The 24,823-nt window shown below is 35.0% G+C and carries 16 protein-coding genes and 2 tRNA genes; 10 read left to right on the forward strand and 8 right to left on the reverse strand.

All coding sequences use genetic code 11. The features are described from left to right. The first annotated feature begins 81 nt into the window (after window positions 1–81). Window positions 82–3,894 carry a TIM-barrel domain-containing protein gene (locus A1704_RS13930; RefSeq protein ID WP_062674349.1) on the forward strand — a complete coding sequence of 1,271 codons (3,813 nt, stop codon included), beginning with the start codon at window positions 82–84 and terminating at the stop codon, window positions 3,892–3,894. 65 nt (window positions 3,895–3,959) lie between these two features. On the opposite strand, the gene A1704_RS13935 is transcribed toward A1704_RS13930, so the two are convergent. Continuing rightward, window positions 3,960–4,958, reverse strand: a complete 999-nt coding sequence (locus tag A1704_RS13935; RefSeq protein WP_062674351.1) for a GntR family transcriptional regulator — start codon at window positions 4,956–4,958, stop codon at window positions 3,960–3,962. 244 nt (window positions 4,959–5,202) lie between these two features. Between A1704_RS13935 and A1704_RS13940 the strand changes: the two genes are divergently transcribed. From A1704_RS13940 to A1704_RS13960, 5 genes are all read left to right on the forward strand, one after another. Further along, on the forward strand, window positions 5,203–6,930 hold the full coding sequence (locus tag A1704_RS13940; RefSeq protein WP_082798789.1) for a sodium:solute symporter family transporter: 1,728 nt from the start codon (window positions 5,203–5,205) through the stop codon (window positions 6,928–6,930). Between the two features lie 178 nt (window positions 6,931–7,108). Continuing rightward, window positions 7,109–8,992 (forward strand): beta-galactosidase, encoded by a 1,884-nt coding sequence (locus A1704_RS13945; protein WP_062674356.1) that lies wholly within the window; start codon window positions 7,109–7,111, stop codon window positions 8,990–8,992. Between the two features lie 19 nt (window positions 8,993–9,011). Beyond that, window positions 9,012–10,070 carry a UDP-glucose--hexose-1-phosphate uridylyltransferase gene (locus tag A1704_RS13950; protein ID WP_062674359.1) on the forward strand — a complete coding sequence of 353 codons (1,059 nt, stop codon included), beginning with the start codon at window positions 9,012–9,014 and terminating at the stop codon, window positions 10,068–10,070. Window positions 10,071–10,118: 48 nt separating this feature from the next. Next, window positions 10,119–11,402 carry a galactokinase gene (locus A1704_RS13955; protein ID WP_062674361.1) on the forward strand — a complete coding sequence of 428 codons (1,284 nt, stop codon included), beginning with the start codon at window positions 10,119–10,121 and terminating at the stop codon, window positions 11,400–11,402. Between the two features lie 2 nt (window positions 11,403–11,404). Beyond that, the gene (locus A1704_RS13960; protein WP_062674363.1) at window positions 11,405–12,457 is read left to right on the forward strand and encodes an aldose epimerase family protein; all 1,053 of its coding nucleotides are present in this window, start codon (window positions 11,405–11,407) and stop codon (window positions 12,455–12,457) included. A 117-nt stretch (window positions 12,458–12,574) separates the two neighbouring features. Here the strand turns inward: A1704_RS13960 and A1704_RS13965 are convergent. Continuing rightward, window positions 12,575–12,647 (reverse strand) — tRNA-Phe (locus A1704_RS13965). Window positions 12,648–13,188: 541 nt separating this feature from the next. Between A1704_RS13965 and tssD the strand changes: the two genes are divergently transcribed. Next, the gene (gene tssD / locus A1704_RS13970) at window positions 13,189–13,593 is read left to right on the forward strand and encodes a type VI secretion system tube protein TssD (RefSeq protein ID WP_034695169.1); all 405 of its coding nucleotides are present in this window, start codon (window positions 13,189–13,191) and stop codon (window positions 13,591–13,593) included. A gap of 1,018 nt (window positions 13,594–14,611) precedes the next feature. Here tssD and A1704_RS13975 read toward each other — a convergent pair. From A1704_RS13975 to A1704_RS13985, 3 genes are all read right to left on the reverse strand, one after another. Continuing rightward, window positions 14,612–14,684 (reverse strand) — tRNA-Phe (locus tag A1704_RS13975). A gap of 109 nt (window positions 14,685–14,793) precedes the next feature. Beyond that, window positions 14,794–16,635 (reverse strand): lysophospholipid acyltransferase family protein, encoded by a 1,842-nt coding sequence (locus A1704_RS13980; protein WP_062674365.1) that lies wholly within the window; start codon window positions 16,633–16,635, stop codon window positions 14,794–14,796. A gap of 22 nt (window positions 16,636–16,657) precedes the next feature. Continuing rightward, a complete protein-coding gene (locus tag A1704_RS13985; protein ID WP_062674367.1) occupies window positions 16,658–17,896 on the reverse strand; it encodes an aspartate kinase in 1,239 nt (412 codons plus the stop codon). Window positions 17,897–18,219: 323 nt separating this feature from the next. Here A1704_RS13985 and fbp point away from each other — a divergent pair, with 323 nt between their 5' ends. Then, window positions 18,220–19,236, forward strand: coding sequence for a class 1 fructose-bisphosphatase (gene fbp, locus A1704_RS13990; RefSeq protein ID WP_034695188.1), 1,017 nt, complete (start codon window positions 18,220–18,222; stop codon window positions 19,234–19,236). Further along, on the forward strand, window positions 19,237–20,241 hold the full coding sequence (locus A1704_RS13995) for an o-succinylbenzoate synthase (RefSeq protein ID WP_062674369.1): 1,005 nt from the start codon (window positions 19,237–19,239) through the stop codon (window positions 20,239–20,241). Between the two features lie 14 nt (window positions 20,242–20,255). On the opposite strand, the gene A1704_RS24505 is transcribed toward A1704_RS13995, so the two are convergent. Together A1704_RS24505 and A1704_RS14000 are read right to left on the reverse strand one after the other, a co-directional pair. Continuing rightward, entirely contained in the window at window positions 20,256–20,423 is a 168-nt protein-coding gene (locus tag A1704_RS24505; RefSeq protein WP_157885773.1) for a bacteriocin-like protein, read from the reverse strand. A gap of 447 nt (window positions 20,424–20,870) precedes the next feature. Next, window positions 20,871–22,001, reverse strand: coding sequence for an alpha/beta hydrolase (locus A1704_RS14000; RefSeq protein WP_062674371.1), 1,131 nt, complete (start codon window positions 21,999–22,001; stop codon window positions 20,871–20,873). A 153-nt stretch (window positions 22,002–22,154) separates the two neighbouring features. Here A1704_RS14000 and A1704_RS14005 point away from each other — a divergent pair, with 153 nt between their 5' ends. After that, window positions 22,155–23,828 carry a glutamine--tRNA ligase/YqeY domain fusion protein gene (locus A1704_RS14005; protein ID WP_062674372.1) on the forward strand — a complete coding sequence of 558 codons (1,674 nt, stop codon included), beginning with the start codon at window positions 22,155–22,157 and terminating at the stop codon, window positions 23,826–23,828. A 92-nt stretch (window positions 23,829–23,920) separates the two neighbouring features. Here the strand turns inward: A1704_RS14005 and A1704_RS14010 are convergent, their stop codons facing one another. After that, window positions 23,921–24,817, reverse strand: a complete 897-nt coding sequence (locus tag A1704_RS14010; RefSeq protein WP_062674810.1) for a 3-hydroxyacyl-CoA dehydrogenase — start codon at window positions 24,815–24,817, stop codon at window positions 23,921–23,923. Window positions 24,818–24,823 lie beyond the last annotated feature (6 nt).

Genomic DNA, 24,823 nt, shown 5'->3' on the forward strand with positions numbered 1-24,823 from the left:
TTATAGTTATTTTATCTGAAATATTTATCATATTTTCTTAGGGTAGTATAAAATGTAAATTAATAGATAAAGTCAACATACATGAATACAGTTTTAAATCCAAAAATTCAAAAGATTTTACTCCTGAGTTCTTTTCTTTTCCTCTCCATTGAAAAAACCAAGGCTCAAAATATTGAGAATGTTTCTAAGAAAGGAGAAACTTCTGTAGAAGTTTTGCTTTCCGGCAACAAAAAAATGGTAATAGATTTTTATGGAGAAAATATTTTCAGATTATTTTTAGATCCCAAAGGTGGAGAAATAAGAAATCCGGAAGCGGTGCCTCCTGCTCAGATTTTGGCAGATCAGCCCAGAAAAAAAGTAAAAGGAATTGCTATTAATAATCTATCACAGACTGTTTCTGTCTCCACCAATAAAATTAAAATAGAAATTGAAAAGGCTACTTCTCTATTTAAAGTATTTGACTTGAACCTTCACAAAGAGATCTTTTCTTTTATAGCTCCTATTGAATTTAACTCTAAAGAAGTAGTACTGACTTTATCTCAGGGAAAAGATGAATATTTCTATGGAGGCGGTGTGCAGAATGGGAGATTCTCCCATAGAGGAAATACTATTTTTATTGTAAATCAAAATAACTGGACTGACGGTGGCGTAGCATCTCCCAATCCTTATTACTGGTCCACAAATGGATATGGTTTTATGTGGCATACCTTCAAAAAAGGATATTATGATTTTGGTAAACAAAATAAAAATGAAGTGAAACTGGCTCATGAGACTAATTATCTGGACGTTTTCTTTATGGTAGATGATCAGCCTAAATCTTTGTTGAATGATTTTTACCAGCTTACAGGAAACCCTGTACTTTTGCCTAAGTTCGGTTTTTATGAAGGACATCTTAATGCCTACAACAGAGATTATTGGAAGGAAGACGATAAAGGAATACCATTTGAAGACCGAAAAAGATATAAAGAGAGCCAAAAAGACAATGGAGGAGTTAAAGAATCGTTAAATGGTGAAAAAAACAATTATCAGTTTTCAGCCAGAGCAGTTATAGACCGTTATAAAAATGCAGATATGCCATTAGGATGGATATTGCCCAATGATGGGTATGGAGCTGGATATGGACAAACAGAAACTTTGGAAGGCAACGTCGCCAATTTAAAATCATTTGGAGCATATGCCAGAAAAAATGGCGTAGAAATAGGATTGTGGACACAGTCAGATTTACATCCAAAAGAAGGAGTAGCTGCTCTTTTGCAGAGAGATATTATAAAAGAAGTGGGGGATGCAGGCGTAAGAGTTTTAAAAACGGATGTCGCCTGGGTAGGTCCTGGCTACTCATTCGGGCTGAATGGTATTTCAGATGTAGCTCAAATAATGCCACGCTATGGTAATGGAAGTCGCCCTTTTATTATTTCGCTGGACGGATGGGCGGGTTCACAACGATATGCAGGTATCTGGACCGGAGATCAAACTGGCGGAGAGTGGGAATACATCAGATTTCATATTCCTACGTACATAGGTTCAGGCTTGTCTGGCCAGCCTAATATTACTTCGGATATGGATGGTATTTTTGGTGGGCAAAACCCGGTTATCAATACCAGAGATTTTCAATGGAAAACCTTCACTCCCATGCAGCTTAATATGGATGGCTGGGGAGCCAATGAAAAGTATCCTCACGCCTTGGGTGAACCAGTTACTTCTATCAACAGAAATTATTTGAAATTAAAGTCGAGCTTACTTCCTTATACTTATAGTGTGGCTAAGGAAGCTGTAGATGGATTGCCAATCATCAGAGCAATGTTTTTACAACAGGCTAATGATTATACCCTCGGAAAATCTACTCAGTACCAGTATCTGTATGGTCCCTATTTTTTAGTGGCTCCCATATATCAAGCCACAAAAATGGATAAAGAAGGGAATGATATCAGAAATAATATTTACCTCCCAAAAGGAAATTGGATTGATTACTTCACAGGACAAACGTATGAAGGAGGAGTTATTTTAAATCATTTCGATGCACCCATTTGGAAGCTTCCTCTATTTGTGAAGCCAGGTGCTATTATTCCGATGGTAAATGCTAATAATAATGTTAGTCAAATCAATAAAAAATTAAGAATTTATGAAGTGTATCCTTCAGAAAAATCCAGTTTTACAGAATATGATGATGATGGCGTAACCGAAAATTATAAGAAAAACGAATCTGTAAGCACTCTTATAGAAAGTAATGTAGTTAAAAATACTGCGACAATAAGCATTTCTCCTGCTCAAGGTAATTTTAATGGTTTTGAAAAAGAAAAAATAACAGAATTTAGAATTAATGTTACTAAAAAACCATCCGGTGTAAAACTTTCTATTGGAGGAAAAAATATAAAGCTGAAAACAGTAAATACGTTAGATGAATTCAATAGTGCCACAAACGTATATTTTTACAATAGTCAACCGGAATTCAATAATTTCTCTACAAAAGATTCTGAATTTTCAAAGTTTTCAATTACCAGAAATCCACAACTTTGGGTAAAATCAGAAATCACCGATATCAGCAAAAACAAAGTAGAGCTTGTCATTAAAGATTACCAATTTACCAATTCCAATCAATTGAAAAATAATTCCGGGGCATTGGCAGAACCTTTAAAACCAGTCACTTCCGAAAATACAAACACTGCCTATTCAATACTGCCATCGTGGAATAAAATACCTAATGCTGATTATTACGAAATACTATATAATAATATGGTATACAGTAATATAAAAGATAGTTCTTTCTTGTTTGAAGGATTAGCTCCTGAAACAAAATATGATTTCAAAGTAAGAGCTGTAAATAAAACCAATACTTCTGCTTGGGTTTCTTTTTCATCCCAAACCAATAAAAATCCTTACGAATTTGCGATTAAAGGGATAAAAGCCACCGCTACAATTCCAAGTCAGGAAGGAGAAGGGATAGAAAATCTTTTTGATCAGGATGTGAGTACAGGCTGGCATTCAGATTATGAAAAGAGCAAGGTTCCTTTTGAAATGATTTTAGATTTAGGATCTGTGAATACAATAAGTAAATTGGAATACATCCCTAGGAGCAGCGGTTACAACGGAATATGGATGAAAGGTAAAGTTTCACATAGTGCTAATAAAAAAGATTGGACAGAACTTGGCTCTTTTATCTGGGATAGAAATAACAAAACCAAATCTTTGGATTTTGCCACACATCCTACCACACGATTCATTAAAATTGAAGTCAGCAATGCCTTCAGAAACTTTAGTTCTGGAAATGAGCTATACGTTTTTAAAGTACCAGGTTCTGTAAGTTTGCTTTCTGGTGATATCAATAATGATCAGAAAATTGATAGGAATGACTTTACTTCATATATGAATTATACAGGTTTGAGAAAAGGAGATTCTGACTTTGAGGGATATATCAGTAATGGTGATATTAATAAGAACGGTTTCATTGATGCATTTGATATTTCTAACGTCGCTACAAAAATTGATGGAGGGATAAATGATGAAGAGTTGAAACCACTGCAAGGTGGCATCGCAGTTTCTGTCTCAAAACAGCAATATGCTAAGAATGATATTGTAGAAGTAGTGGTAAAAGGTAATAATCTACAATCTGTAAATGCACTGAGTTTTGCCATTCCATATAACCAGCAGGAACTGGAATATATAGGTATTACACCATTACATATTAAACAAATGGAAAACCTCACTTATGATCGATTGCATACCAATAAAGAGAAAGTATTATATCCTACACTCGTTAATACAGGGCAAAAACAACCTTTAGAAGGCACAACAGATTTATTCATTCTTAAATTTAAAGCCAAGCGAAACGGATCATTTAATATAAAAGCTGTTAACGGATTACTGGTGGATAAAACACTGAATTCTATTGACTTTTAATCCAGAAGTTTAAAGCTAAAAAATAAAGGCTCGGATTTTATAATCTGAGCCTTTGTTCAAAATAATTATAGAGAATTTCTTATGATTAAATTAGAAGCATTTTCAATTCTTCCTTCTTTGGAATTAAGAACCATTTCCGCCAAAATTTTTCCCATTTGCCAAAAATCCGTAGAAATTGTAGTAATGCCATTTTCTACAATACCTTTAAGAGGCGTTTCGTTGTAGGAGATAATTCCAAAATCCTTTCTGATCTTTAGCTTCTGCTTTTTAGATTGCTTAATGACATTGACCAAATGCTTATCATCTACAATAATAAATACGTCTCCATTCAGGATTTCTCTATCAGTAAAATTACAGATGATCTCATGCTTCATTTTATACTGCTCACAAAAACTGGTAAATCCTTTTACCATACCTACAGGCTCTTTTTGCCCGGGAAAAATAAGAATTAATCTTTGATAGGCTTCAAGCTTAGTTTTTGCTTTTAATAACCCATTGTGCATATCTTTTGCAAAATTCTGATGTACTGATGAATATTCCCTTAAAAATATATTGGTTTGATCCAATATATATACGTCTTTCTTAGGAAGCATCTTAATAACGGGAGCTGTATCATTCATATTCCCGGGCATAATGATATATTTTGTGTAGCTTCCATCGTTTTCTTCTATTAATTTCTTGAAGACATCAATATTGAAATAATGGAAAAATACATGTACATTCGCTCTTTGCTGTATCTCTTCCAAAAAGGAATAATAAAGATTTTCCTTAAAAGCATTCAGTTCATCAAACAGTAAAAAAATGCGCTCTTCAAAATTCCAATCAGTACTTTTTATATAGTATCCTTTGCCCAAAATAGCATTTACTATTCCTTTCTTTTTCAGTATCTCGTAGGCATATAGAACAGTGTCTCTGGAAATACCGAATTCCATACACACTTTATTGATGGAAGGTAATTTGTCATTTTTTTTTAGTAGTTGTTGGGCAAGAGCTTGTTCAATGGAATTTATAATCTGTTGGTATTTAGGAATAACTGAATCGGGGATTATTTTAATAAGCTTCATAACATTGCCAATTTTTTAAACTAGTAGTAAATATACAAAAACCGGTAGGAACAAGTATGGTTGTGTTTTTCAAATTTATACATTTGATAATAGAAGGTTTTCTTTTGTGTGATTTTAGTGTGAAAGATTCAGAATTGTTCTAAATGATCTATTAAGAGTGCTAAACTATTAAATACTTTATAGTACTTGAAAGTGCTGGACAGTATAGAAATCTATGATAAACTTACTATAAAAATTTTTAAGCGTGGGAAAACTATCGACACTTGATTTTGTTATATTTCTAATGTATTTTTTTGTTGTAACAGTATATGGCCTATGGATATACAATCGGAAAAAATCAAAAACTACAGGAAGTAAAGATTATTTCCTTGCAGAGGGCTCATTGACATGGTGGGCAATTGGAGCGAGTTTGATTGCATCTAATATTTCAGCAGAACAATTTATTGGGATGAGTGGAGAAGGTTTTTTCACGGGAGTAGCTGTTGCTGCTTATGAATGGCTGGCTGCCATTGCACTGATAATTATTGCAGTATGGTTTATTCCTATTTACCTCAAAAATAAGATTTATACAATGCCTCAGTTTTTGGAAACACGATATAATAAGGCTGTTTCTCTTATTATGGCTGTTTTTTGGCTATTTTTATATGTAATTGTTAATCTTACTTCCATTCTTTATTTAGGAGCTGTAGCTATTGATTCATTGCTCGGTGGAGGGCATCTGCATATCATTATGGTTGCACTTTTACTAATGGCTTTGTTTATTGGATTGGGTGGAATGAAAGTCATTGGCTACACGGATGTTATTCAGGTGGCTGTTCTTATTATTGGTGGCTTTGCTACAGTTTATATGGCATTACAGGTTGTGGATCAAAGAATTAATGGTACTGCTGTTGGAAATGCTTTAATGGGTTTAAATACCCTTTTGAAAGAAGCTCCGGGACATTTCAAACTCATTCTTGATAAACCACAAATTACCACCACTACTTTATCAATGTCAGAAAATTTAGCGGTACGGAAATATATAGTTTTGCCGGGTTTAGCAATGTATCTTGCTGGACAATGGATTGTACAACTTAATTATTGGGGATGTAACCAATACATTACCCAAAGAGCATTAGGAGCAGATCTAAAAACAGCAAGAACGGGAATTTTATTTGCAGGATTTTTGAAACTTTTTATGCCTCTAATTGTTGTGCTTCCTGGTATTGCAGCTTATGTACTTTATACAAAAGGTCATTTGTCCAATTTTAATGGGGTGAAAGACAGTGCTTATTCTGCAATCCTGGGGCTGCTTCCATCCGGACTTAAAGGTCTTGCAGTGGCTGCTTTAACAGCTGCAATAGTAGCATCACTTGCTGGAAAAGTAAACAGTATATCCACCATTTTTACTTTAGATATTTATAAAAAATATTTAAAAACCAATACATCTGAATCGCAAATGGTAAGAACAGGACGTTTGACAATTATAGTGGCGATGCTTATTGCTTTGGTATTTACATGGACAGATATTTTGGGAATCGGTGGTGAAGGTGGTTTTACATTTATACAAAAATATACCGGTTTTATTAGTCCGGGTGTATTTGCTATGTTTATTTTAGGAATGTTTTGGAAAAGAACTACCGGAACTGCTGCTATAGTTGGAGTTATGCTCGGTTTTTTATTATCTATATTCTTTAACAGTTTTGCAGTTGAACTATTTGGAAAAGAAACATGGATGTATACAGCATTCACTTATGAAAAGTTGGAAAATGGCATGGTAAAATCCATTACAGAGATTCCTTTCCTGATCAATATGGGTTGGTCATTTTTCATTACTGTAGTGGTAATGGTACTCTTAAGTGTCTTTGGCCCAAAAATAAATCCAAAAGCTTTTGTTACAGACAAAAATATGTTCAATGTGGACAATAGAACATTATTCCTGATCGTCATTATTGTATTAATTCTCACTGCTATTTATGTTCGTTTTTGGTAACAGGAATAATTTTGAGTTTTGCATTTGAAGAATTTTAACAAGTTTCATAATATTTAAATATTTTTTCAACTGGTGGTAAAGCTGCAAAAACCGGTGGTAACCAGTATGGCAGCATCAGGTAAATTTATAAATTTGTTTTAATACATAATTAACTTTAATCGCTAATACAACATATACAATGAAGTTTATTAAAAACATAATTTTAGCCTTTTGTTTAGTGGGAGCAACTGTAATAAATGCCCAGCAAAAACCTCTTAAATATGAATCTTTCAAAATTGAAGATGGAGAATTTAAATTGAACGGACAGTCAATTAAATTGCATTCTGGTGAGATTCATTACGCCAGAATTCCCCAGGCTTATTGGAGACATCGGTTACAAATGGTTAAAGCTATGGGTTTAAATACGATAGCTACTTATGTTTTTTGGAATTATCATGAAATAGCTCCTGGAAAATGGGATTTTCAAACCGGAAATCGAAACTTAGCTGAATTTTTAAAAATAGCAAAAGAAGAAGGTTTAATGGTAATCCTTCGCCCAGGTCCTTATGTATGTGCAGAATGGGAATTCGGTGGTTATCCCTGGTTTTTACAAAACGACAAGGATATGAAAATCAGAGAATATAATACTCCATTTTTAAATTCAACAAAAGCTTATTTTACAGAGCTTTATAAGGTGGTGAAACCTTATTTGATTGTTAATGGAGGTCCTATTGTTATGGTGCAGGGAGAAAATGAATTCGGATCTTTTGTTAGTCAACGGGAGGACATTAAGTTGGAAGATCATAAAAAATACAGTTCTTCAGTATTTGATCAATTAAAAGAAGTTGGTTTCAAAGGAATGGAGTTTTTTACCTCAGATGGAGACTGGTTATTTGAAGGAGGTGCTTTGCCTGGCGCTTTACCAACGGCAAATGGAGATGAAGACCCGGAAAATATTAAGAAAGAGGTGAAAAAATACCATAATGGGAAAGGCCCTTTTATGGTAGCGGAATACTATCCGGGCTGGTTAGACCATTGGGCAGAACCTTTTCCCCGTAAAGCAGCAGAAAGAGTAAAAGGTCACATTGAAAAATTCATGAATAATGATATTTCTTTTAATATTTATATGGTACATGGAGGAACTAACTTCGGATTTACCTCTGGAGCTAATTACGATAAAGATCATGCTATACAGCCAAGTATGACCAGTTATGATTATGATGCACCTATTACTGAGGCAGGTTGGGAAACCGAAAAGTATATGAAATTAAGAGAATTATTAAAAAATTCCTCTACCCCTCCTGTTCCTTCTAGAATTCCAGTTATTAAGATTGCGGGTATTCAACTATCTCAGACAATTGATTTAGAAGATTTAAAAAAGAATATAAAACCAGTAATTAATGATAATCCTTTGACTTTTGAGCAGTTAAATCAAGGGCATGGCTATGTTTGGTATAGCAAAAATTTTAATCAGCCCATTAAAGGAACTTTAAAACTAGATGGATTAAGAGATTATGCGATTGTATATGTGAATGGGGAAAAAGTAGGAGAGCTTAACCGTTATTATAAAAAATATGAATGTAATGTTAATATACCCTTCAATGGAAAATTAGACATTATAGTAGAAAACATGGGGAGAATTAATTACGGGTCTGAGATTAATAAGAATACAAAAGGAATTATTTCCCCTGTATTTATTAATGACCGAAAAATAACAGGAGATTGGGAAATGTACGGACTTCCTTTTGAAAAGGCTCCGGTAATTGATGCAAAACAAAAATCCGATGTGAAAGAGAACAGACCAGTTATCTATAAAGGGAATTTTAATGTATCGCAGGTGGGAGACACTTTTTTAGATATGCGGCCTTTCGGAAAAGGGATTGTATTTGTCAATGGAATTAATCTGGGAAGATATTGGTCGGTAGGACCACAACAGACTCTGTATTTACCGGGATGTTACTTAAAAAAGGGGAATAATGAGATTGTTATTTTTGAACAGAAAAATAATAAACTTCAAAAAGAATTAAACACATTATCCGAACCTATTTTGGACAAATTAAACCCTGAAAACGGGTCAAACTGATATAAATAATAAACTCAGTATGAGTAATTCATTTAATAGCAAAAATCATCCACATAGAAGATATAATCCTTTATTGGATGAATGGGTTTTGGTATCACCTCAAAGGGCTAAACGCCCATGGCAGGGACAAGAGGAAAAGCCCTTAACAAGCATTCAAAATCAATATGATCCAAAATGTTATTTATGTCCCGGAAATTCAAGAGCTAATGAGACCCAAAACCCCCATTATGAAGGTGTATATGTATTCGATAATGATTTTGGAGCTTTATTGAAAGAAGAAGTAACCACAGATAAAGCGGATGATGAAGAGGATGAGTTATTTAAAATGAAACCTGAAAGAGGAATTAACCGGGTCATCTGCTTTTCACATGACCATTCATTGACTCTTCCTGAAATGTCTGTAGAAGCAATTACAAAGGTGGTGTCCGTCTGGAAAGAAGAATATCAGAGTCTGGGGAAACTGGATTATATTAATTATGTTCAGATTTTTGAAAACAAAGGGGCAGTGATGGGTTGTAGTAATCCTCATCCTCATGGTCAGATTTGGGCACAGGCATCCATTCCTTCTCAAGTGGTCAGAACACAGCAAAATTTGAAAAGCTATTATGATAAACATGGAACAACTCTTTTGTATGATTATCTTCAAAAAGAAATTGAAAGTAAGGAGCGAATTATTTTAGAAAATAAAGGTTTTGTGGCTCTGGTTCCATTTTGGGCAACCTGGCCCTATGAAACAATGATCATTAGTAAGATACCTTTAAATAGTCTATCGGATTTTTCACATGAGGACCAGGCTTTATTTGCTCAGATATTGAAAGATCTGACCACGAAATACGATAATATTTTCTCAATTTCTTTCCCTTATTCTGCAGGAATACATCAGGCACCTACAGACTTGGAATCACATGAAGAATGGCATTTTCATATGCATTTTTATCCTCCTTTGCTTCGTTCAGCTAGTGTGAAAAAATTCATGGTAGGATACGAAATGTTAGCAGAAGCCCAAAGAGATATTACTCCCGAACAAAGTGCTGAGATTCTTAAAAAAAGCTCAACAATTCATTATAAAAATAAATAGAATAGCTCTTCATAAAAATAGACTGTTTTATAAATCAGATACCAATACATGTCAAATAATAAATATATTGATTCTTTAATTAGTGAAGGTGATATTCCTCAATTTAGAGAGTTGTACGGACAAAACTCAGAATTATTACATCAGCAGGCAATCCGGTATACCAAAACATTATCTCGTTTTAAAGAAATTTTTGGAGAAAAAGAGGTTTCTGTTTTTAGTTCACCGGGGCGAACCGAAATTGGAGGTAACCACACAGATCATAATCATGGTCGCGTATTAGCGAGTGCCATAAACTTAGATAATATAGCCGTTGCTGCTAAAAATAACTCCAATGTGATCCGGATTGAATCTTCAGGTTATCAGTCATTTGAAGTAGATTTGAACCACCTTATTCCCAATCAGAACGAATTTTTAACCTCTAATGCCCTTGTTCGTGGAATTAATGCCCGATTAAATGAATTGGGATATAAAATAGGAGGATTTGATGCTGTAATTGATGGATGCGTTCCTAAAGGTTCCGGATTAAGTTCATCAGCATCATTTGAGGTTTTAATTGGCGCAATTGTAAGTCATTTATTTAATGATGGTAACATAGATCCTATACTAAATGCCCGTATTGGACAATATGCAGAAAATGTTTTCTTTGGAAAACCTTGTGGATTAATGGATCAGGTAGCTTGTTCAGTGGGAGGATTGGTAATCATCGACTTTGCAGACGTAATCAATCCTGTTGTTAAAAAAGTAAATTTTGATTTTGAATCTACTGGTTTTTCTTTAGTGATCACAGATACTCAGGGCGATCACACTAATTTGAATGATGAATACGCTGTTTTACCTAAAGAAATGAAAGACGTTGCCGCCCATTTAGGATGTAGTGTGCTGAGAGAAACCACTCTGGAAAAAGTGATGGATATCGCCCCTTCTATCCGTAAGAAAGTAGGAGACCGGGCTATTTTAAGAGCCATTCATTTTGAATGTGAAAATGACCGGGTAGTAGACGAAGTGACTGCATTAGAGAATAATGATTTTAAAAAATTTTTGCAATTGGTCATAGACTCGGGGCATAGTTCGTATATGTACAATCAAAATGTTTATGTAGCAAATAATATACGTGAACAAGCCGTGTCATTGGGACTAGCTTACAGCGAATTGGTACTAAAAGGTGCCGGAGCCTGGCGTGTGCATGGTGGAGGGTTTGCAGGAACAATACAGGCCTTTGTCCCTGAAAATTTACTTGATAAATATACCACAACTTTAAATCATTTATTTGGAGCAGGTTCCTGTCATCCCTTATTCATCAGGCAAAAAGGAGTTGTTAAATTAGACTTTTAAAAATGGGTGTCATCAATGAAGTGACTTTTAATACAGTTCACAACCAACAAAAAGTCCGGTTATTTACTCTTAACAATCAAAATGGAATGATTGTACAGGTGACAAATTATGGGGCAATTATAGTGAGCATTAATGTGAAAGATAAAGACGGAAAACAGGCAGATGTGGTACAGGGGTATGAAACAGCACAAGAATACATAGACAATAATGAATTTTATCAAGGTGCCATTTGTGGGAGATGCGCTAATCGTATCAGGAAAGGAAAATTCATGTTAAACAGAAAAGAATACTCATTAACAGTTAATAATGAAGATAATCATTTACATGGTGGTCTGAAGGGTTTTGATAAAAAATTATGGGATGTTAAAGAATCTTCTGCCTCGGAAGTGACTTTTCAATACACTTCTCCTGACGGGGAAGAGGGCTACCCTGGTACACTATCTGTAACGGTAACTTATTCCATTAATGAAAATAATGAATTAAGGTTAGATTATTCAGGGACAACAGACCAGGAAACCATACTCAATCTGGTAAACCATTCTTATTTTAATTTAGCAGGAGAGGGTAGTGGGACAATAAATAACCATCAATTGCAGATTGAGGCTGATTTTTACACTCCTCTTACAAAAAATCTTGAACCTACAGGCGAGATTTTAACAGTAAAAAATACTCCGTTTGATTTTACCTCCTTAACAGGTATTGGAGACAGAATTAATACGGATCATGATCAACTTAAGATTGGAAATGGATATGATCATAATTTTGTTTTAAAGCACCCTATTCATCGTTTAGATTTAGTAGCTACTGTTATAGAGCCACGGTCCGGTAGAAAAATGGAAGTCTTTACCACTATGCCGGGTTTGCAGTTATATACTGCCAATTGGATAAAAAATATAAAAGGAAAAGAAGATCACATCTACCAGGAAAGAGAAGCTTTTTGTTTAGAAACGCAAAATTTTCCCGACGCTATTAATCAATCTCATTTTCCATCACCTATACTAACTCCTAAAAATGTATATAAACATTCAACTATATACAAATTTTCAGTTTATTAATATCCAATTAGACTTAACAATTGATTAATTTTTGATGTGGCTCAACTTTAGAGACCGCTGAAAAGAAGTTCCATATAAAAAACAAAAAACCTCTAAAATAAATTAGAGGTTTTGAAGTGGTTTCTCCAGGAATCGAACCAGGGACACATGGATTTTCAATCCATTGCTCTACCAACTGAGCTAAGAAACCATTTATGTTTTCGTTTATTACTTCGTTGTTTTAAAGTGATGCAAAAGTATAACATTTTATAATACCGTACAAGTTTTTCGGTTAATTTTTTTGAATAAATATGCTGGTATAACTGGATTATAGCTTTAATGTATTGTTCATCAGTCTTTTGGTATGTTTTATTTTTTTTCTGTTTTTTGAATATAATTCTCAAAGAGCCTTATTAAAAGATTTTCAGACCTGATATCTAGCGATTTTTTCCAAAAATATTGTACTTACAAAGAATGGAGGAGAAGATTTTTTCTGCTGGACTATTTTTGGAGTTAAATTGTTGCTTCTTTAAACAATGTTAAACAGGCCATAAAATAATCCGATTTTTAATTGTGAAAAACAGCAAACACTTGATTTATAATACTTAATTCACCTAACAAGTGTTAGTCGTACTATTACTACATTTTTTTAAATTTAATAATAAACACTATTTGCTTTTTATAAATACATCTATATTTGGTGATATAGAAAGCAAACAATCACAATACATTAACCATTAAAATTTATAATCATGGCAGAAAGAAACTCAAGAGGAATTTTAAAATTCAACAACGGAGAAGGACAAAAGCTATTAAAACTTAATTATAGCGTATCAAGAGCTACAGATGTATCAGGACGTGTAGCATCAGATCCTTCCAATGCTCTTATCAAAATTACGGTGGAAGCTACGGATAAATCAGACATCCTGGAAAGTTTACTGAACGGAAAGTATAAGCCTACAGTAGGAGAGATTACTTTCAACAAATCTCACGAAGAAGGAACACTAACAACATTAAAGTGGAACAATGGTTATGTAATTCAGCATGAAGTAGATTTCGACGCTGTGGATGACAACAGTATGTATATTAGTTTTGTGGTAAGTGCAGAGCAGATAGATCTGGGGAATTCTTCGTACTTCGGAGCATGGCCTTCTTAAGCATATTCAGAATTTAAATATCAGGCAGAATAGTACACCCGTTTCAAGGGACACTGTTCTGCCTTTTTTAACCTTATAGAACGACTGTTTATTCCAAATAAAGTTCTGAAAAAACACCTAATCACTAGGAATAAAAATGCCTCAAATTCCGATAAGATTTCTGGGAATCATATTCCCGGATCAACCGTGTGGTAAAACTGGATATTGTGATTGAAGGCAAAATAATCAAACACTTCAAGCATTTCCGCCTACAGCATAGTGCGAGACGCCATCACAATTATGAACTTATTCTGGCCCATGATTCTCTTGGGAAAGCTCAATTGCAAGAACAGCCGAAGCTTACGGAGAATAGTTTTACTATTATGGTGAAGTACTTCATTTTGGCAAACTTCCGACTTCTGAAAACCGATCTCTCTTGTCTATGGAAGTAATGCGACAGATGTTCAGGTAGAACTGAATGCTGTTCATGCCAATCCTAAGTTTTTGTGGTATAACAGCAGCAGTCATACTAAAATGGAAGGCTCAGTATGACAAAAGATTTGTTTAAGGATACGGAGAAAACTCTAAAATTGATGGGGAGGTTACGTTTCTTTTAGATCAGGAGGAAGTAAATATTTTACAGAAAAATAATTATTTTAACCTTCCTAAATTTAAAGAATAGTGGGACAATGCAGACCACGATGAATATGTTGTTGAAGAATGTGAGTATAACGCTACCTGCGGTCCAGATAACCAACCTATGAATATTACAGAATGGAGAAAACAGCATCCTAAAAAATAATATATAAAGCACATTTAAATCTAACTGTGCTTTTATTTAAAAAAAATGGTAGCTTATCTTGTAAATACCTATGATTTTTTGTTCAATAAAAAATCATAGGAATAGGGTGGCTGGGAATCTAGAATTATGGGCTGTCTGATTTAAAAGCTAGTTTGGTACGAGTTCAGGGAATTATGGGACATGAATCGGAATAAATAGAAAAACAAAAAAACCTCTGACTAATCAGAGGTTCTAAAGTGGTTTCTCCAGGAATCGAACCAGGGACACATGGATTTTCAATCCATTGCTCTACCAACTGAGCTAAGAAACCATTATATTTTTGTTTGACTTACTTCGTTGTTTTAAAGTGATGCAAAAGTAGTAAGTTTTAGTATACAAAGCAAGTATTCATCGTACTTTTTTTGAATAAAGTTAAAAACTTACTGATTATCAGCTGGATTATTTTCCTGCTCCTTTCTGATTTGCTCGCTCATCTCCTCCAATACCGGTTTGATCGTGTTTTCCGGAAGATCACTGATTCGGATGTACATCAATCCGTCAATGGCATCATTGAAGTTAGGGTCAACGTTGAAAGCAATTACTTTAGCATTTTGTTTGATGTATTTTTTGATCAGAACAGGAAGTCTCAATTCAGGTTCAAGATCATCAATAATCTTGTCCAGCTTATTCAAATCAGACTCCATTTCCTCAAAGAAAATGTTTTTATCTCTGTCACGAAGCTTTACTTTATATTCATTCCTTGGAGTGATATACTGAGCTACTGCGGAATCAAAATAATTGGAACGCATAAACTCAATCATCAGCGATTTTGAGAACTCAGAGAACTTGTTCGAAATACTCACGCCACCCATAAGGAATTTATGATCAGGATTTCTCAGACATACATGCACAATCCCTCTCCATAAAAGGAAGAGTGGAAGAGGTTTCTGCTGATATTCCTGGCAGATGTAAGCACGACCCATTTCAATCACTTTTTTGAAGAAAGGATGAATGTCCTGTTCAAACTCAAATAAAGAGCTTGTATAGAAGCCTTTGATGCCGTATTTTTTCATTACCTCTCTACCCAATGCCATTCTGTAAGCACCAGCCAGTTTTTTCTCACCGTTATCCCATAGGAAAAGATGGTGGTAATGTTTGTCATACTCATCAAGGTCAAATGGAAGATTACTTCCCTCACCTACTGCACGGAAAGTAAGCTCTCTCTGACGTCCGATTTCCCTCATAATAGAAGGGATTTCTTCGTAAGTCGTAAAGTAGATCTCATAATTTCCGTTACTGAAAAGCATTTTATCAGTTCCTCTCAGTTTATCAACATCTTTAATAATGTCTTCCAGAGGAGTTTCATCAATGATATTCTGAACAATGTTTTCTTCCTTCAATAAAGGAAACTTTACCGATAAATTCTGAAGATTGATGCTTTGAGCAAGAGATTTTCTCTTTTCATAGTAAGATTTCATCATATACACCTTACGTTTCAGAAACTCTCCCAATTCCTCAATCGTTTCCATATCATCCATTGCCTTTACGGTAATAGGACGTCCGATTCTGATTCTGATAGGTTTTTCCCTGTCATTCATCATTTCTGCTGGAAGCATCAGTGTCTGTAAATTCGGGTGAAGCTTAGCCACCTGATAAAAAAGTCGGCTGTTCTTAGCATGGAAATACATAGGAACTACCGGCACTTTAGCCATTCTGATCAGCTTAAGTGCCGTTTTTTCCCATTCCTTATCTAAAATTTCTCCATAAGGATTGTTTTTATTAGAAACTTCTCCTGCCGGGAATATACCTACACAGCCTCCGTTTTGCAAATGCTTGAGGGTTTCTCGCATTCCTGAAGAGCTGCTGTACGCTTCTTTTCTGTTTTCAAAAGGATTTACAGCGATTACATACGGTTCCATAGGTTTGATCTTTTCCAAAAGGAAATTCCCCATTACTTTGAAATCCGGACGAACCTCTGTCAGGACCTTGCACATCAGAATACCGTCAATAGCACCCAGCGGGTGATTGGAAACGAGAATAAACGGTCCCGTTTTCGGAATCTTTGCCAGATCCTCTTCAAAAGCTACATAGCTTAGGTTTCTTTCTCTCACAAATGAGTCGAAAAAGTCTTTGCCTTCCTTGTCTTTTAATTTATCGTATAATTTATTTACTTCGTTTATTTTAGCAATGCTCATCACAGCAGATGCTACCGGGTTCTTGAGAAACCCAATTTTATTTAAGCCGGAAGCTTTGATCAGATCGTTTTTCGAAATTAAACTCATGTGTGTTTAGTCGCAATTAATATTATTGTGTTACCATTTGAAGAGTATTCTTGGAGATTTGTTCCAATAATACATTTTTTTCATGGTAAAATTTATCAATGTGATCCTTCTTCGCATTTCTTACTGTGAATAAAGATACATTTTTAATTGCTTCGGTTTTAAAAATTTTTTGAAGCTCTTCGTTGAGCTCATCAATATGATTAAATTTATCCTCAAGGCACAGTGCCAGAGAGATTGCAGAATTCTGCATCAGGGAAACTTTAATTTTGTACTTAGACAAGTATCCAAAAATCAGGCTCATATGATCTTCTGCAATAAAAGAGAAGTCTCTGGTAGAGATTTTCAAAAGATCCTGGTTTTCTTTCAGAATATAAGATTCTTCCTGTTGGTTTTTGTCGGAAGCACCTACTTTTGTTCCTTCTTTGGTAGGGTCTAAGAAAGATTTTACATAAAAAGGAATGTTTTTTTGCTGTAGCGGCTGTAATGTTTTTGGGTGAATAACACTTGCTCCATAATAAGCCATTTCAATTGCTTCTTCATAAGAAATGTTGGAAAGAAGAGTTACATCGTTGAATTTTCTCGGATCTCCGGTCATTACTCCCGGTACATCTTTCCAGATCGTCATTGCTTCTGCATTTAAGCAGTATGCAAAAATAGCAGCAGAGTAGTCAGAACCCTCTCTTCCTAACGTTACCGTAAAATTATTGTCGTCAGATCCAATAAATCCTTGTGTTACATAGCAGATTTCAGGATTTAGATGGGAAATAAACTCTTCTGTTCTTGCCCAGTCTACCGTGCCTTCTCTGTAAGAATTATCCGTTTTTACATAATCTCTGGCATCCAGCCACTGATTCGTAAATTGAATTTCATTCAGATACTCACTCACAATTTTAGTAGAGATCATTTCTCCGCAACTTACCACCTGATCGTATACGAAGTTGTAGTTAGGAGATTTATTTCTTCTTAAAAAAGAATCAATATCATCAAAGAAGAGATTAATTTCAGCAAAAACCGCATGATTTTCAGGAAAAAGTCCTTCCGCAATCTCCATGTGTTTTCGTTTTATCTTTTCGATCTCAGTTTGATAGTTATCTTTTTTGAAATAAAGTTCTACAACTTTTTCCAACTCATTTGTAGTCTTGCCCATTGCTGAAATTACCAGCAAGCATTTGGCAAATCCCTGGCTTTTTAGAACCATGGACACATTTTTTACACTGTCAGCATCTTTTACGGATGCTCCACCAAACTTGAAAATTTTCATTAAATTGTTAAAAATAAAATTGTTAGATAAAAAATTACATGAGTTTTTTACGGACGTCAAAATTATAAATTTACAACGAGATATGAAATAGCCTGGCGCAGAGATAGAATTAAGATTTCCTTAAAATCAACAAATAATGAAATAATTTATTTTTTTGTGGGTCTTAGCAAACAAATTTGGAGGTGTAATTTTTAATAATGACCAGGTGTTATGTTATGTTTTATTTGTATTGTGTTGAAATACAGTACTTAATCTCTTTTTTAATTAAATTTTCTTAATGCAATAAATTTTCCGAAATTTGGGCAAAACGTAAAAAGAAAAATATGTCAAATCAACCATTACAGACTTTAGGAGAATTTCTTATAGATAAACAGGACGATTTTCAGTATTCTACAGGTGAATTCTCTCGTCTTCTAAGTGCAATAAGATTGGCTTCGAAAGTGGTAAACAGAGAAGTAAATAAAGCCGGAATCGTAGATATTACAGGGGCTGCAGGAAACCAAAACGTTCAGGGAGAAGAGCAGCAGAAATTAGACGTTATCGCTAACGAAATTTTTATTACGGCTTTGTCTCAGAGAGAGGTTGTTTGTGGTATTGCTTCTGAAGAAAATGACGACTTTATTGATATTAAATGTGGTGAAAACGGACATTTGAGTAAATATGTTGTATTAATTGATCCTTTGGACGGATCTTCCAATATTGACGTAAATGTTTCCGTAGGAACTATTTTCTCGATCTACAGGAGAGTTACAGAACCTGGAACACCGGTACAGTTGGAAGACTTTTTACAGAAAGGAATCAACCAGATTGCTGCAGGATATGTTATTTACGGTTCATCTACCATGATTGTTTACACAACAGGAAATGGAGTAAACGGATTTACATTAGATCCATCTTTAGGAACATATTATCTTTCTCATCCTAACATGACTTTCCCAAAAACGGGTAAAATCTATTCTATTAACGAAGGTAACTATATCAAATTTCCTCAGGGAGTAAAAAACTACCTTAAATACTGCCAGATGGAAGAAGGAGACCGCCCATATACTTCAAGATATATCGGTTCTTTGGTAGCAGACTTCCACAGAAACATGCTGAAAGGAGGTATTTATATTTATCCTTCTTATTCACAAGCTCCGAATGGTAAATTAAGACTTTTATACGAATGTAATCCAATGGCCTTTCTGGCAGAGCAGGCAGGAGCAAAAGCAACTGATGGATTCAGAAGAATTCTTGAAATAGAGCCTACAGAACTTCACCAAAGAATTCCTTTCTTCTGCGGAAGTATTGAAATGGTAGAAAAAGCTGAAGAATTTATGCGTATCGACAGCGTGAAATAAATGGAAGCAACATACTTACAATATTTATTACAATTTAAACGCCCGAGTGGAACATCTCGCGGCGTTTTGCTTGATAAAGAGACTTTTATTCTGACCATTTCCGAAGATGGAAGAAAAGGAGTAGGGGAATGCGCTATCTTCAGAGGACTGAGTTTTGATGACAGACCCGATTATGAAGAAAAACTGAAGTGGCTTTGTGAGAATATCAATCAGGATACCGACTTTTTGAAAGGAGAACTGAAAGAATTTCCTTCCATCTGGTTTGGATATGAGCAGGCCATTCAGAATTTAAGATATGGAGGCAGTCTATATTTTCCAAGTGAATTTACCGAAGGAAAGTCTGCCATTACCATCAACGGTCTGATATGGATGGGCGACGCAGCGTATATGGAAGAACAGATTCAGGAAAAACTGGAAAAAGGCTTTCACTGTATCAAATTAAAAATTGGTGTCGACTGGAAATCTGAGCATGTTATTCTTCAGAAATTAAGAGAAAAGTTCTCCAAAGAACAACTGGAACTTCGTGTGGATGCCAATGGGGGATTCAGTAAAGAGGAAGCGGTTACTGTTTTACAACAACTTGCTGATCTTCATATTCATTCCATTGAACAGCCTATCAAGGCTGGAAATTGGGATGATATGGCTGAGCTATGTGCAAGAACACCTACTCCGATTGCATTGGATGAAGAACTGATCGGAATTATTGATCCTGAAAAAAAGAAACAACTTTTAGAAAGGATAAATCCTCAATATATTATTCTGAAACCTGCCTTAGTAGGAGGATTTTCTGGTTCAGATGAATGGATTTCTCTGGCAGAAAATCAGAATATAGGTTGGTGGATTACTTCAGCTTTGGAAAGTAATATCGGCTTGAACGCCATTGCTCAGTATACATTTACCAAAAAAAATCCAATGCCTCAAGGTTTAGGCACTGGAGCTTTATTTGTCAATAATTTTGAATCCGATTTAGAACTCAGAAATGAGCTGCTGTGGTTCAAAATATAACTGTTAAAAATTAATTAGCATAATGGTGGAGGTGAATCCGGACAGGTAGTTTGTCCACAATAGTCAGGAGCCCATGATCTGCAGCACATGGCAACCGGATTCCAACTGTTGCATCCAAGAGGTGGTCTTCCTCCTTTGATTTTTTTTAATTCTCCTCTTTTGATTTTCTTTAGATTTTTCATGTTATTGATTTTATTTGATTGGTAAGTAAATGTCGATAACTATTTTGAATTATACAACATGTGGGGAATTATTTAATATTATTTAACAATTTCCCTGAAATATTTAGATAGTGTTGAATATGAATTTGGTTGGTTTCAGTTTTTTACCTGCAATCCCTTCCTGTTCAGAATATTTGAATTTTTTTTAATCCGGTCTGTAGGAGGACCTGGCAGTTATAGATCGAATATTTTGTTGATTTAGAGGTTGTTACTCAATTAAATCACATCTTTTACGAAAATGGCTTTCTTTATATAGTTTAATATATCAGAAAACCTTTTTTTAATCTGTCCCATAATTAAAAATTGTAATTCCCTAATAAATGAATTAGCAATCATTGTGCCATACTGATATTTCTTAGCTGATTTTTAACTTATAATTCATTTTTTGGAGATTATTTTAATTATTTGTTAAGAAAAAATTGTGAAAATGTTTTCACTATCTTTGGATCTGTTGGAAATAAGATTTCTGTCAATTCCATATAAATTTTGGAAAATATCATGCTGTACCTGCGAGCTTGAAAGATATCCCCAATGATTTCCTACTTCATATTTAAGACTATTGAGAAGATCATCTTTTACAAAGGTACAGTCGATGACAGACACAATATCTTTATATTGATCAATACCGCTCGGACCATTTTTACCCAGCCTTGGAGTGAGAATATTTTTCGTGAACTGAGAAGCCGCCAGAATAATATCCTGTCTGTTTAAGTAAATAGAAATCCTGTTAGCCAGTAAGGGCAGCTTATTAAATGAATCCTCAGCATCTTCAAATACTTTATAGCTCACGTCAGCATTTAACAGGATGACCTGGTCGATAACACGAAGGATATTTTCCCTTTTAAGGCTGTATAACATACTTTGAAGCACTCTGTTTCCCATAGAGTGAGCCACAAGATGTATTCTTTGATTGCAGGGAGCAAGATCCCGGTTGGAAAAAATATCTTTTAAAAACTGAGTATAGAAATAGAACAATCTCATCAAAGATGTTCCCGAATTGATGCTGGAAGCTTTATCATCAAAATAACTCAATGGGATTATACTGCTGGAGGCGGGCCAGCTTACAAATAAAATATGCTCAACAGGAGAGGATGGATTATCAATAAATATTTTTTTCAGATCAAGTATGGCTTTTAACTCATCATCAAAATCATATAAATAACCATGGATGAATATCATGACATCGCTTCTGTCTTTTGTAGAAGACATGTTTTTGTACAATTCATAAAACATTCTTTGGGTGCCACCAAGATTATTGGCTTTAAGAGGGGAGTTTTTAATTCCTTTTTCGCTCAACAGAACGTCTAAAACCTCTTCATACCCCTGTTTTTCAGGCTCAGAAAAAAGTTTGTAATCTAAAATGTTTCTGTTGGTATAGTCTTTTTTCTTTTTGGCCTGTGCAGTAGAGTCCTTATAATTGTCAAAATTGCATTTGGCGATCCTGAAATTGGGAATCGAGTATTCTTCATTGGAAAAAGAGTCTACTCTTTCACCTTTATGCCGGATAATTTTCCGGTTGCTTAAGATATAAACGGCCATAACGGTTAATGGTTAAAATGGTATTAGCTTTCCGAAATTAGTGAAAAATATTGAAATACAACAGGTAAGGCATTTAAATTACCACTTTTACAAAAGCTTATTTTTCCGTAACTTTGTGAAACTTTTTTTGCAAAAAAAATAAAAGCTACTTTAATGGAAGAAGAAAAAAAATCACTCAATTTTATTGAGCAAATTATAGAAGATGATCTGGCAAACGGTTTAAGAAGAGATCAGATCCGTTTCCGTTTTCCACCTGAACCCAATGGTTATCTGCATGTAGGGCATACAAAAGCCATCTGCATCAACTTTGGGCTTGGTGAAAAATACAATGCTCCGGTAAACCTTCGTTTCGACGATACGAACCCTGAGAAAGAAGAACAGGAATTCGTAGATTCTATTATGAAAGATGTAGAATGGTTAGGTTTCAAATGGGATAAAGTTTTGTATGCATCCGATTACTTCCAGCAGCTTTATGATTGGGCAGTTCGGTTAATTAAAGAAGGAAAAGCTTACGTAGATGAGCAGCCGTCTGAAGTGATTACTGAGCAAAGAAAAAATCCTGCAGAGCCGGGAATTGAATCCCCATACAGAAATCGTCCTGTTGAAGAGTCTTTAGATTTATTCGAAAGGATGAAAAACGGAGAATTTGAAAGTGGTTCAATGTCTCTTCGTGCAAAAATTGACATGGTTTCACCCAACATGAATATGCGTGACCCTGTGATGTACAGAATTTTGAATAAACCTCACCACAGAACCGGTACAGCCTGGAAAATTTATCCGATGTACGACTGGGCTCATGGTGAATCCGATTATATAGAACAGGTTTCACATTCACTTTGTTCTTTGGAGTTTGAAAATCACAGACCTTTGTATAACTGGTATTTAGATCAGGTTTATGAAGAAGGAAATGTTAAAAACAAGCAGAGAGAATTTGCAAGGATGAATGTTTCCTATATGATTACTTCCAAAAGAAAGCTGCAAAGATTGGTAGCTGAAGGAGTAGTAACCGGATGGGATGATCCTAGAATGCCTACTATTTCAGGGATGAGAAGAAAAGGATTTACTCCTACTTCTATCAGAAACTTTATTGAAAAAGTAGGGGTAGCGAAAAGAGAAAACCTTATCGAAATTCAGTTACTGGATTTCTGCGTGCGTGAAGACCTGAATAAGGTTGCCAAGCGTGTAATGGCAGTAGTAGATCCAGTGAAATTAGTGATTGAAAACTATCCGGAAGATAAGGAAGAATGGTTAGAAACTGAGAATAATCCTGAACAGGAAAATGCAGGAACAAGAGAAGTACCATTTTCAAGAGAAATCTATATTGAACGTGAAGATTTCAAAGAAGAAGCTAACAATAAATTCTTCAGACTTAAATTAGGAGGAGAAGTTCGTTTGAAGTCTGCTTACATCATCAAAGCCGAAAGAGTGGAGAAGGATGAAAATGGTGAGATTACAACGATCTACGCTACGTATGATGAGAAGAGTAAGTCAGGAAGCGGAACAGAGGAAAGTTTAAGAAAAGTAAAAGGAACTTTACATTGGGTATCTGCAAAACATGCTATTCCTGTAGAAGTAAGAATCTACAACCAACTGTTTACAGTGGAACAGCCTGATGCGGAAAAAGATGTAGATTTCTTAAACTTCATCAATCCTGAGTCTGTAACTACAGTGAAAGGATTTGCTGAACCGAGCCTGAAAGAAGTTGCTGTGGGAGAACCATTACAGTTTCAGAGAATCGGATATTTTACGAAAGATCAGGATTCTACAGATGATACATTGGTATTTAACAGAACAGTAACATTGAAAGATTCTTATAAACCTGAATAATTTTAAGGAATAGATCATAAAAACAAAAAGCAGGACTTCATACAAGTCCTGCTTTTATTATTTAATAGCTTAAAATCTTGAAGTGTAGGATTCTACTTCAGAAAATCCTTGTCCTGATAGGCGGGATTCGGATATTTATAAAATCCCTCCCCGGTCAATACTCCCAGTTTTCCTTTATCAATATATTCTTTTTTTAATTTTTCTACAGCTTTTATCTTTAACGGATCCTGAGTTTCTTCAGCTTCCATCTTATTGATATTATAAGCCGTCGTAATTCCTACAATATCCAGAATACCAAATGGCCCTGCAGGTGCTCCTGTAGCTACCATCCATGTCTTATCAATGGTTTCTATATCTGATACTTCATCAACCCAGAGATTGACTGCAGCGCCAAGCAGCGGAACCAATAATGAATTGACAATATACCCGGGTTGTTCCTTCTGGATAGGCAGTGCTACCATTCCAATCGCTTTCGCAAATCTGATTACAGAATCAAATACCTCCTGAGAAGTTCCCGGATGCCGCATTACCTCTCCGGTATTGTGCTTCCAGATTTCATTGGCAAAATGGAGGGCTACAAATTTCTCCGGTCTTCCTGTATCCTCAGCAAACTGACTTGGAAGAAGAGTAGAAGAATTCGTTGCAAATACTGTTTTTTCCGGGGCAACCTTAGCCAGCTTATGGTAGAATTCTGTTTTAATTGCTGGATCTTCTGGAACTGCTTCTATCAGAAGATCGGCATCTTTAACTGCTTCAGCAAGGTCTGATGAATAATTGATATTTTTAAATGTGGCATCAAGTTGTTCCTTCGTTGCGCCCAGATCTTTTTTGTAAGCTTCACTTAAAGCGGTGAATTTACCTTTGGCTTTTTCCAATACTTCATCATTGATATCATATACGGTAACGTTGAAACCGTGATAGGCCGTCTGGAAAGCGATCTGATATCCTAATACGCCGCTTCCCGCTATCGTTATATTTTTAAAATCCATGAGATT

It is taken from the genome of Chryseobacterium cucumeris, from assembly GCF_001593385.1.
GTDB classification, from domain to species: domain Bacteria; phylum Bacteroidota; class Bacteroidia; order Flavobacteriales; family Weeksellaceae; genus Chryseobacterium; species Chryseobacterium cucumeris.

What these genes read in the sequence shown, in the direction of transcription:
- A1704_RS13930 (WP_062674349.1), top strand. Translation starts at nt 82, where the DNA reads ATGAATACAGTTTTAAATCCAAAAATTCAAAAGATTTTACTCCTGAGT.
- A1704_RS13935 (WP_062674351.1), bottom strand. Translation starts at nt 4,958, where the DNA reads ATGAAGCTTATTAAAATAATCCCCGATTCAGTTATTCCTAAATACCAA.
- A1704_RS13945 (WP_062674356.1), top strand. Translation starts at nt 7,109, where the DNA reads ATGAAGTTTATTAAAAACATAATTTTAGCCTTTTGTTTAGTGGGAGCA.
- A1704_RS13950 (WP_062674359.1), top strand. Translation starts at nt 9,012, where the DNA reads ATGAGTAATTCATTTAATAGCAAAAATCATCCACATAGAAGATATAAT.
- A1704_RS13955 (WP_062674361.1), top strand. Translation starts at nt 10,119, where the DNA reads ATGTCAAATAATAAATATATTGATTCTTTAATTAGTGAAGGTGATATT.
- A1704_RS13960 (WP_062674363.1), top strand. Translation starts at nt 11,405, where the DNA reads ATGGGTGTCATCAATGAAGTGACTTTTAATACAGTTCACAACCAACAA.
- tssD (WP_034695169.1), top strand. Translation starts at nt 13,189, where the DNA reads ATGGCAGAAAGAAACTCAAGAGGAATTTTAAAATTCAACAACGGAGAA.
- A1704_RS13980 (WP_062674365.1), bottom strand. Translation starts at nt 16,635, where the DNA reads ATGAGTTTAATTTCGAAAAACGATCTGATCAAAGCTTCCGGCTTAAAT.
- A1704_RS13985 (WP_062674367.1), bottom strand. Translation starts at nt 17,896, where the DNA reads ATGAAAATTTTCAAGTTTGGTGGAGCATCCGTAAAAGATGCTGACAGT.
- fbp (WP_034695188.1), top strand. Translation starts at nt 18,220, where the DNA reads ATGTCAAATCAACCATTACAGACTTTAGGAGAATTTCTTATAGATAAA.
- A1704_RS13995 (WP_062674369.1), top strand. Translation starts at nt 19,237, where the DNA reads ATGGAAGCAACATACTTACAATATTTATTACAATTTAAACGCCCGAGT.
- A1704_RS24505 (WP_157885773.1), bottom strand. Translation starts at nt 20,423, where the DNA reads ATGAAAAATCTAAAGAAAATCAAAAGAGGAGAATTAAAAAAAATCAAA.
- A1704_RS14000 (WP_062674371.1), bottom strand. Translation starts at nt 22,001, where the DNA reads ATGGCCGTTTATATCTTAAGCAACCGGAAAATTATCCGGCATAAAGGT.
- A1704_RS14005 (WP_062674372.1), top strand. Translation starts at nt 22,155, where the DNA reads ATGGAAGAAGAAAAAAAATCACTCAATTTTATTGAGCAAATTATAGAA.
- A1704_RS14010 (WP_062674810.1), bottom strand. Translation starts at nt 24,817, where the DNA reads ATGGATTTTAAAAATATAACGATAGCGGGAAGCGGCGTATTAGGATAT.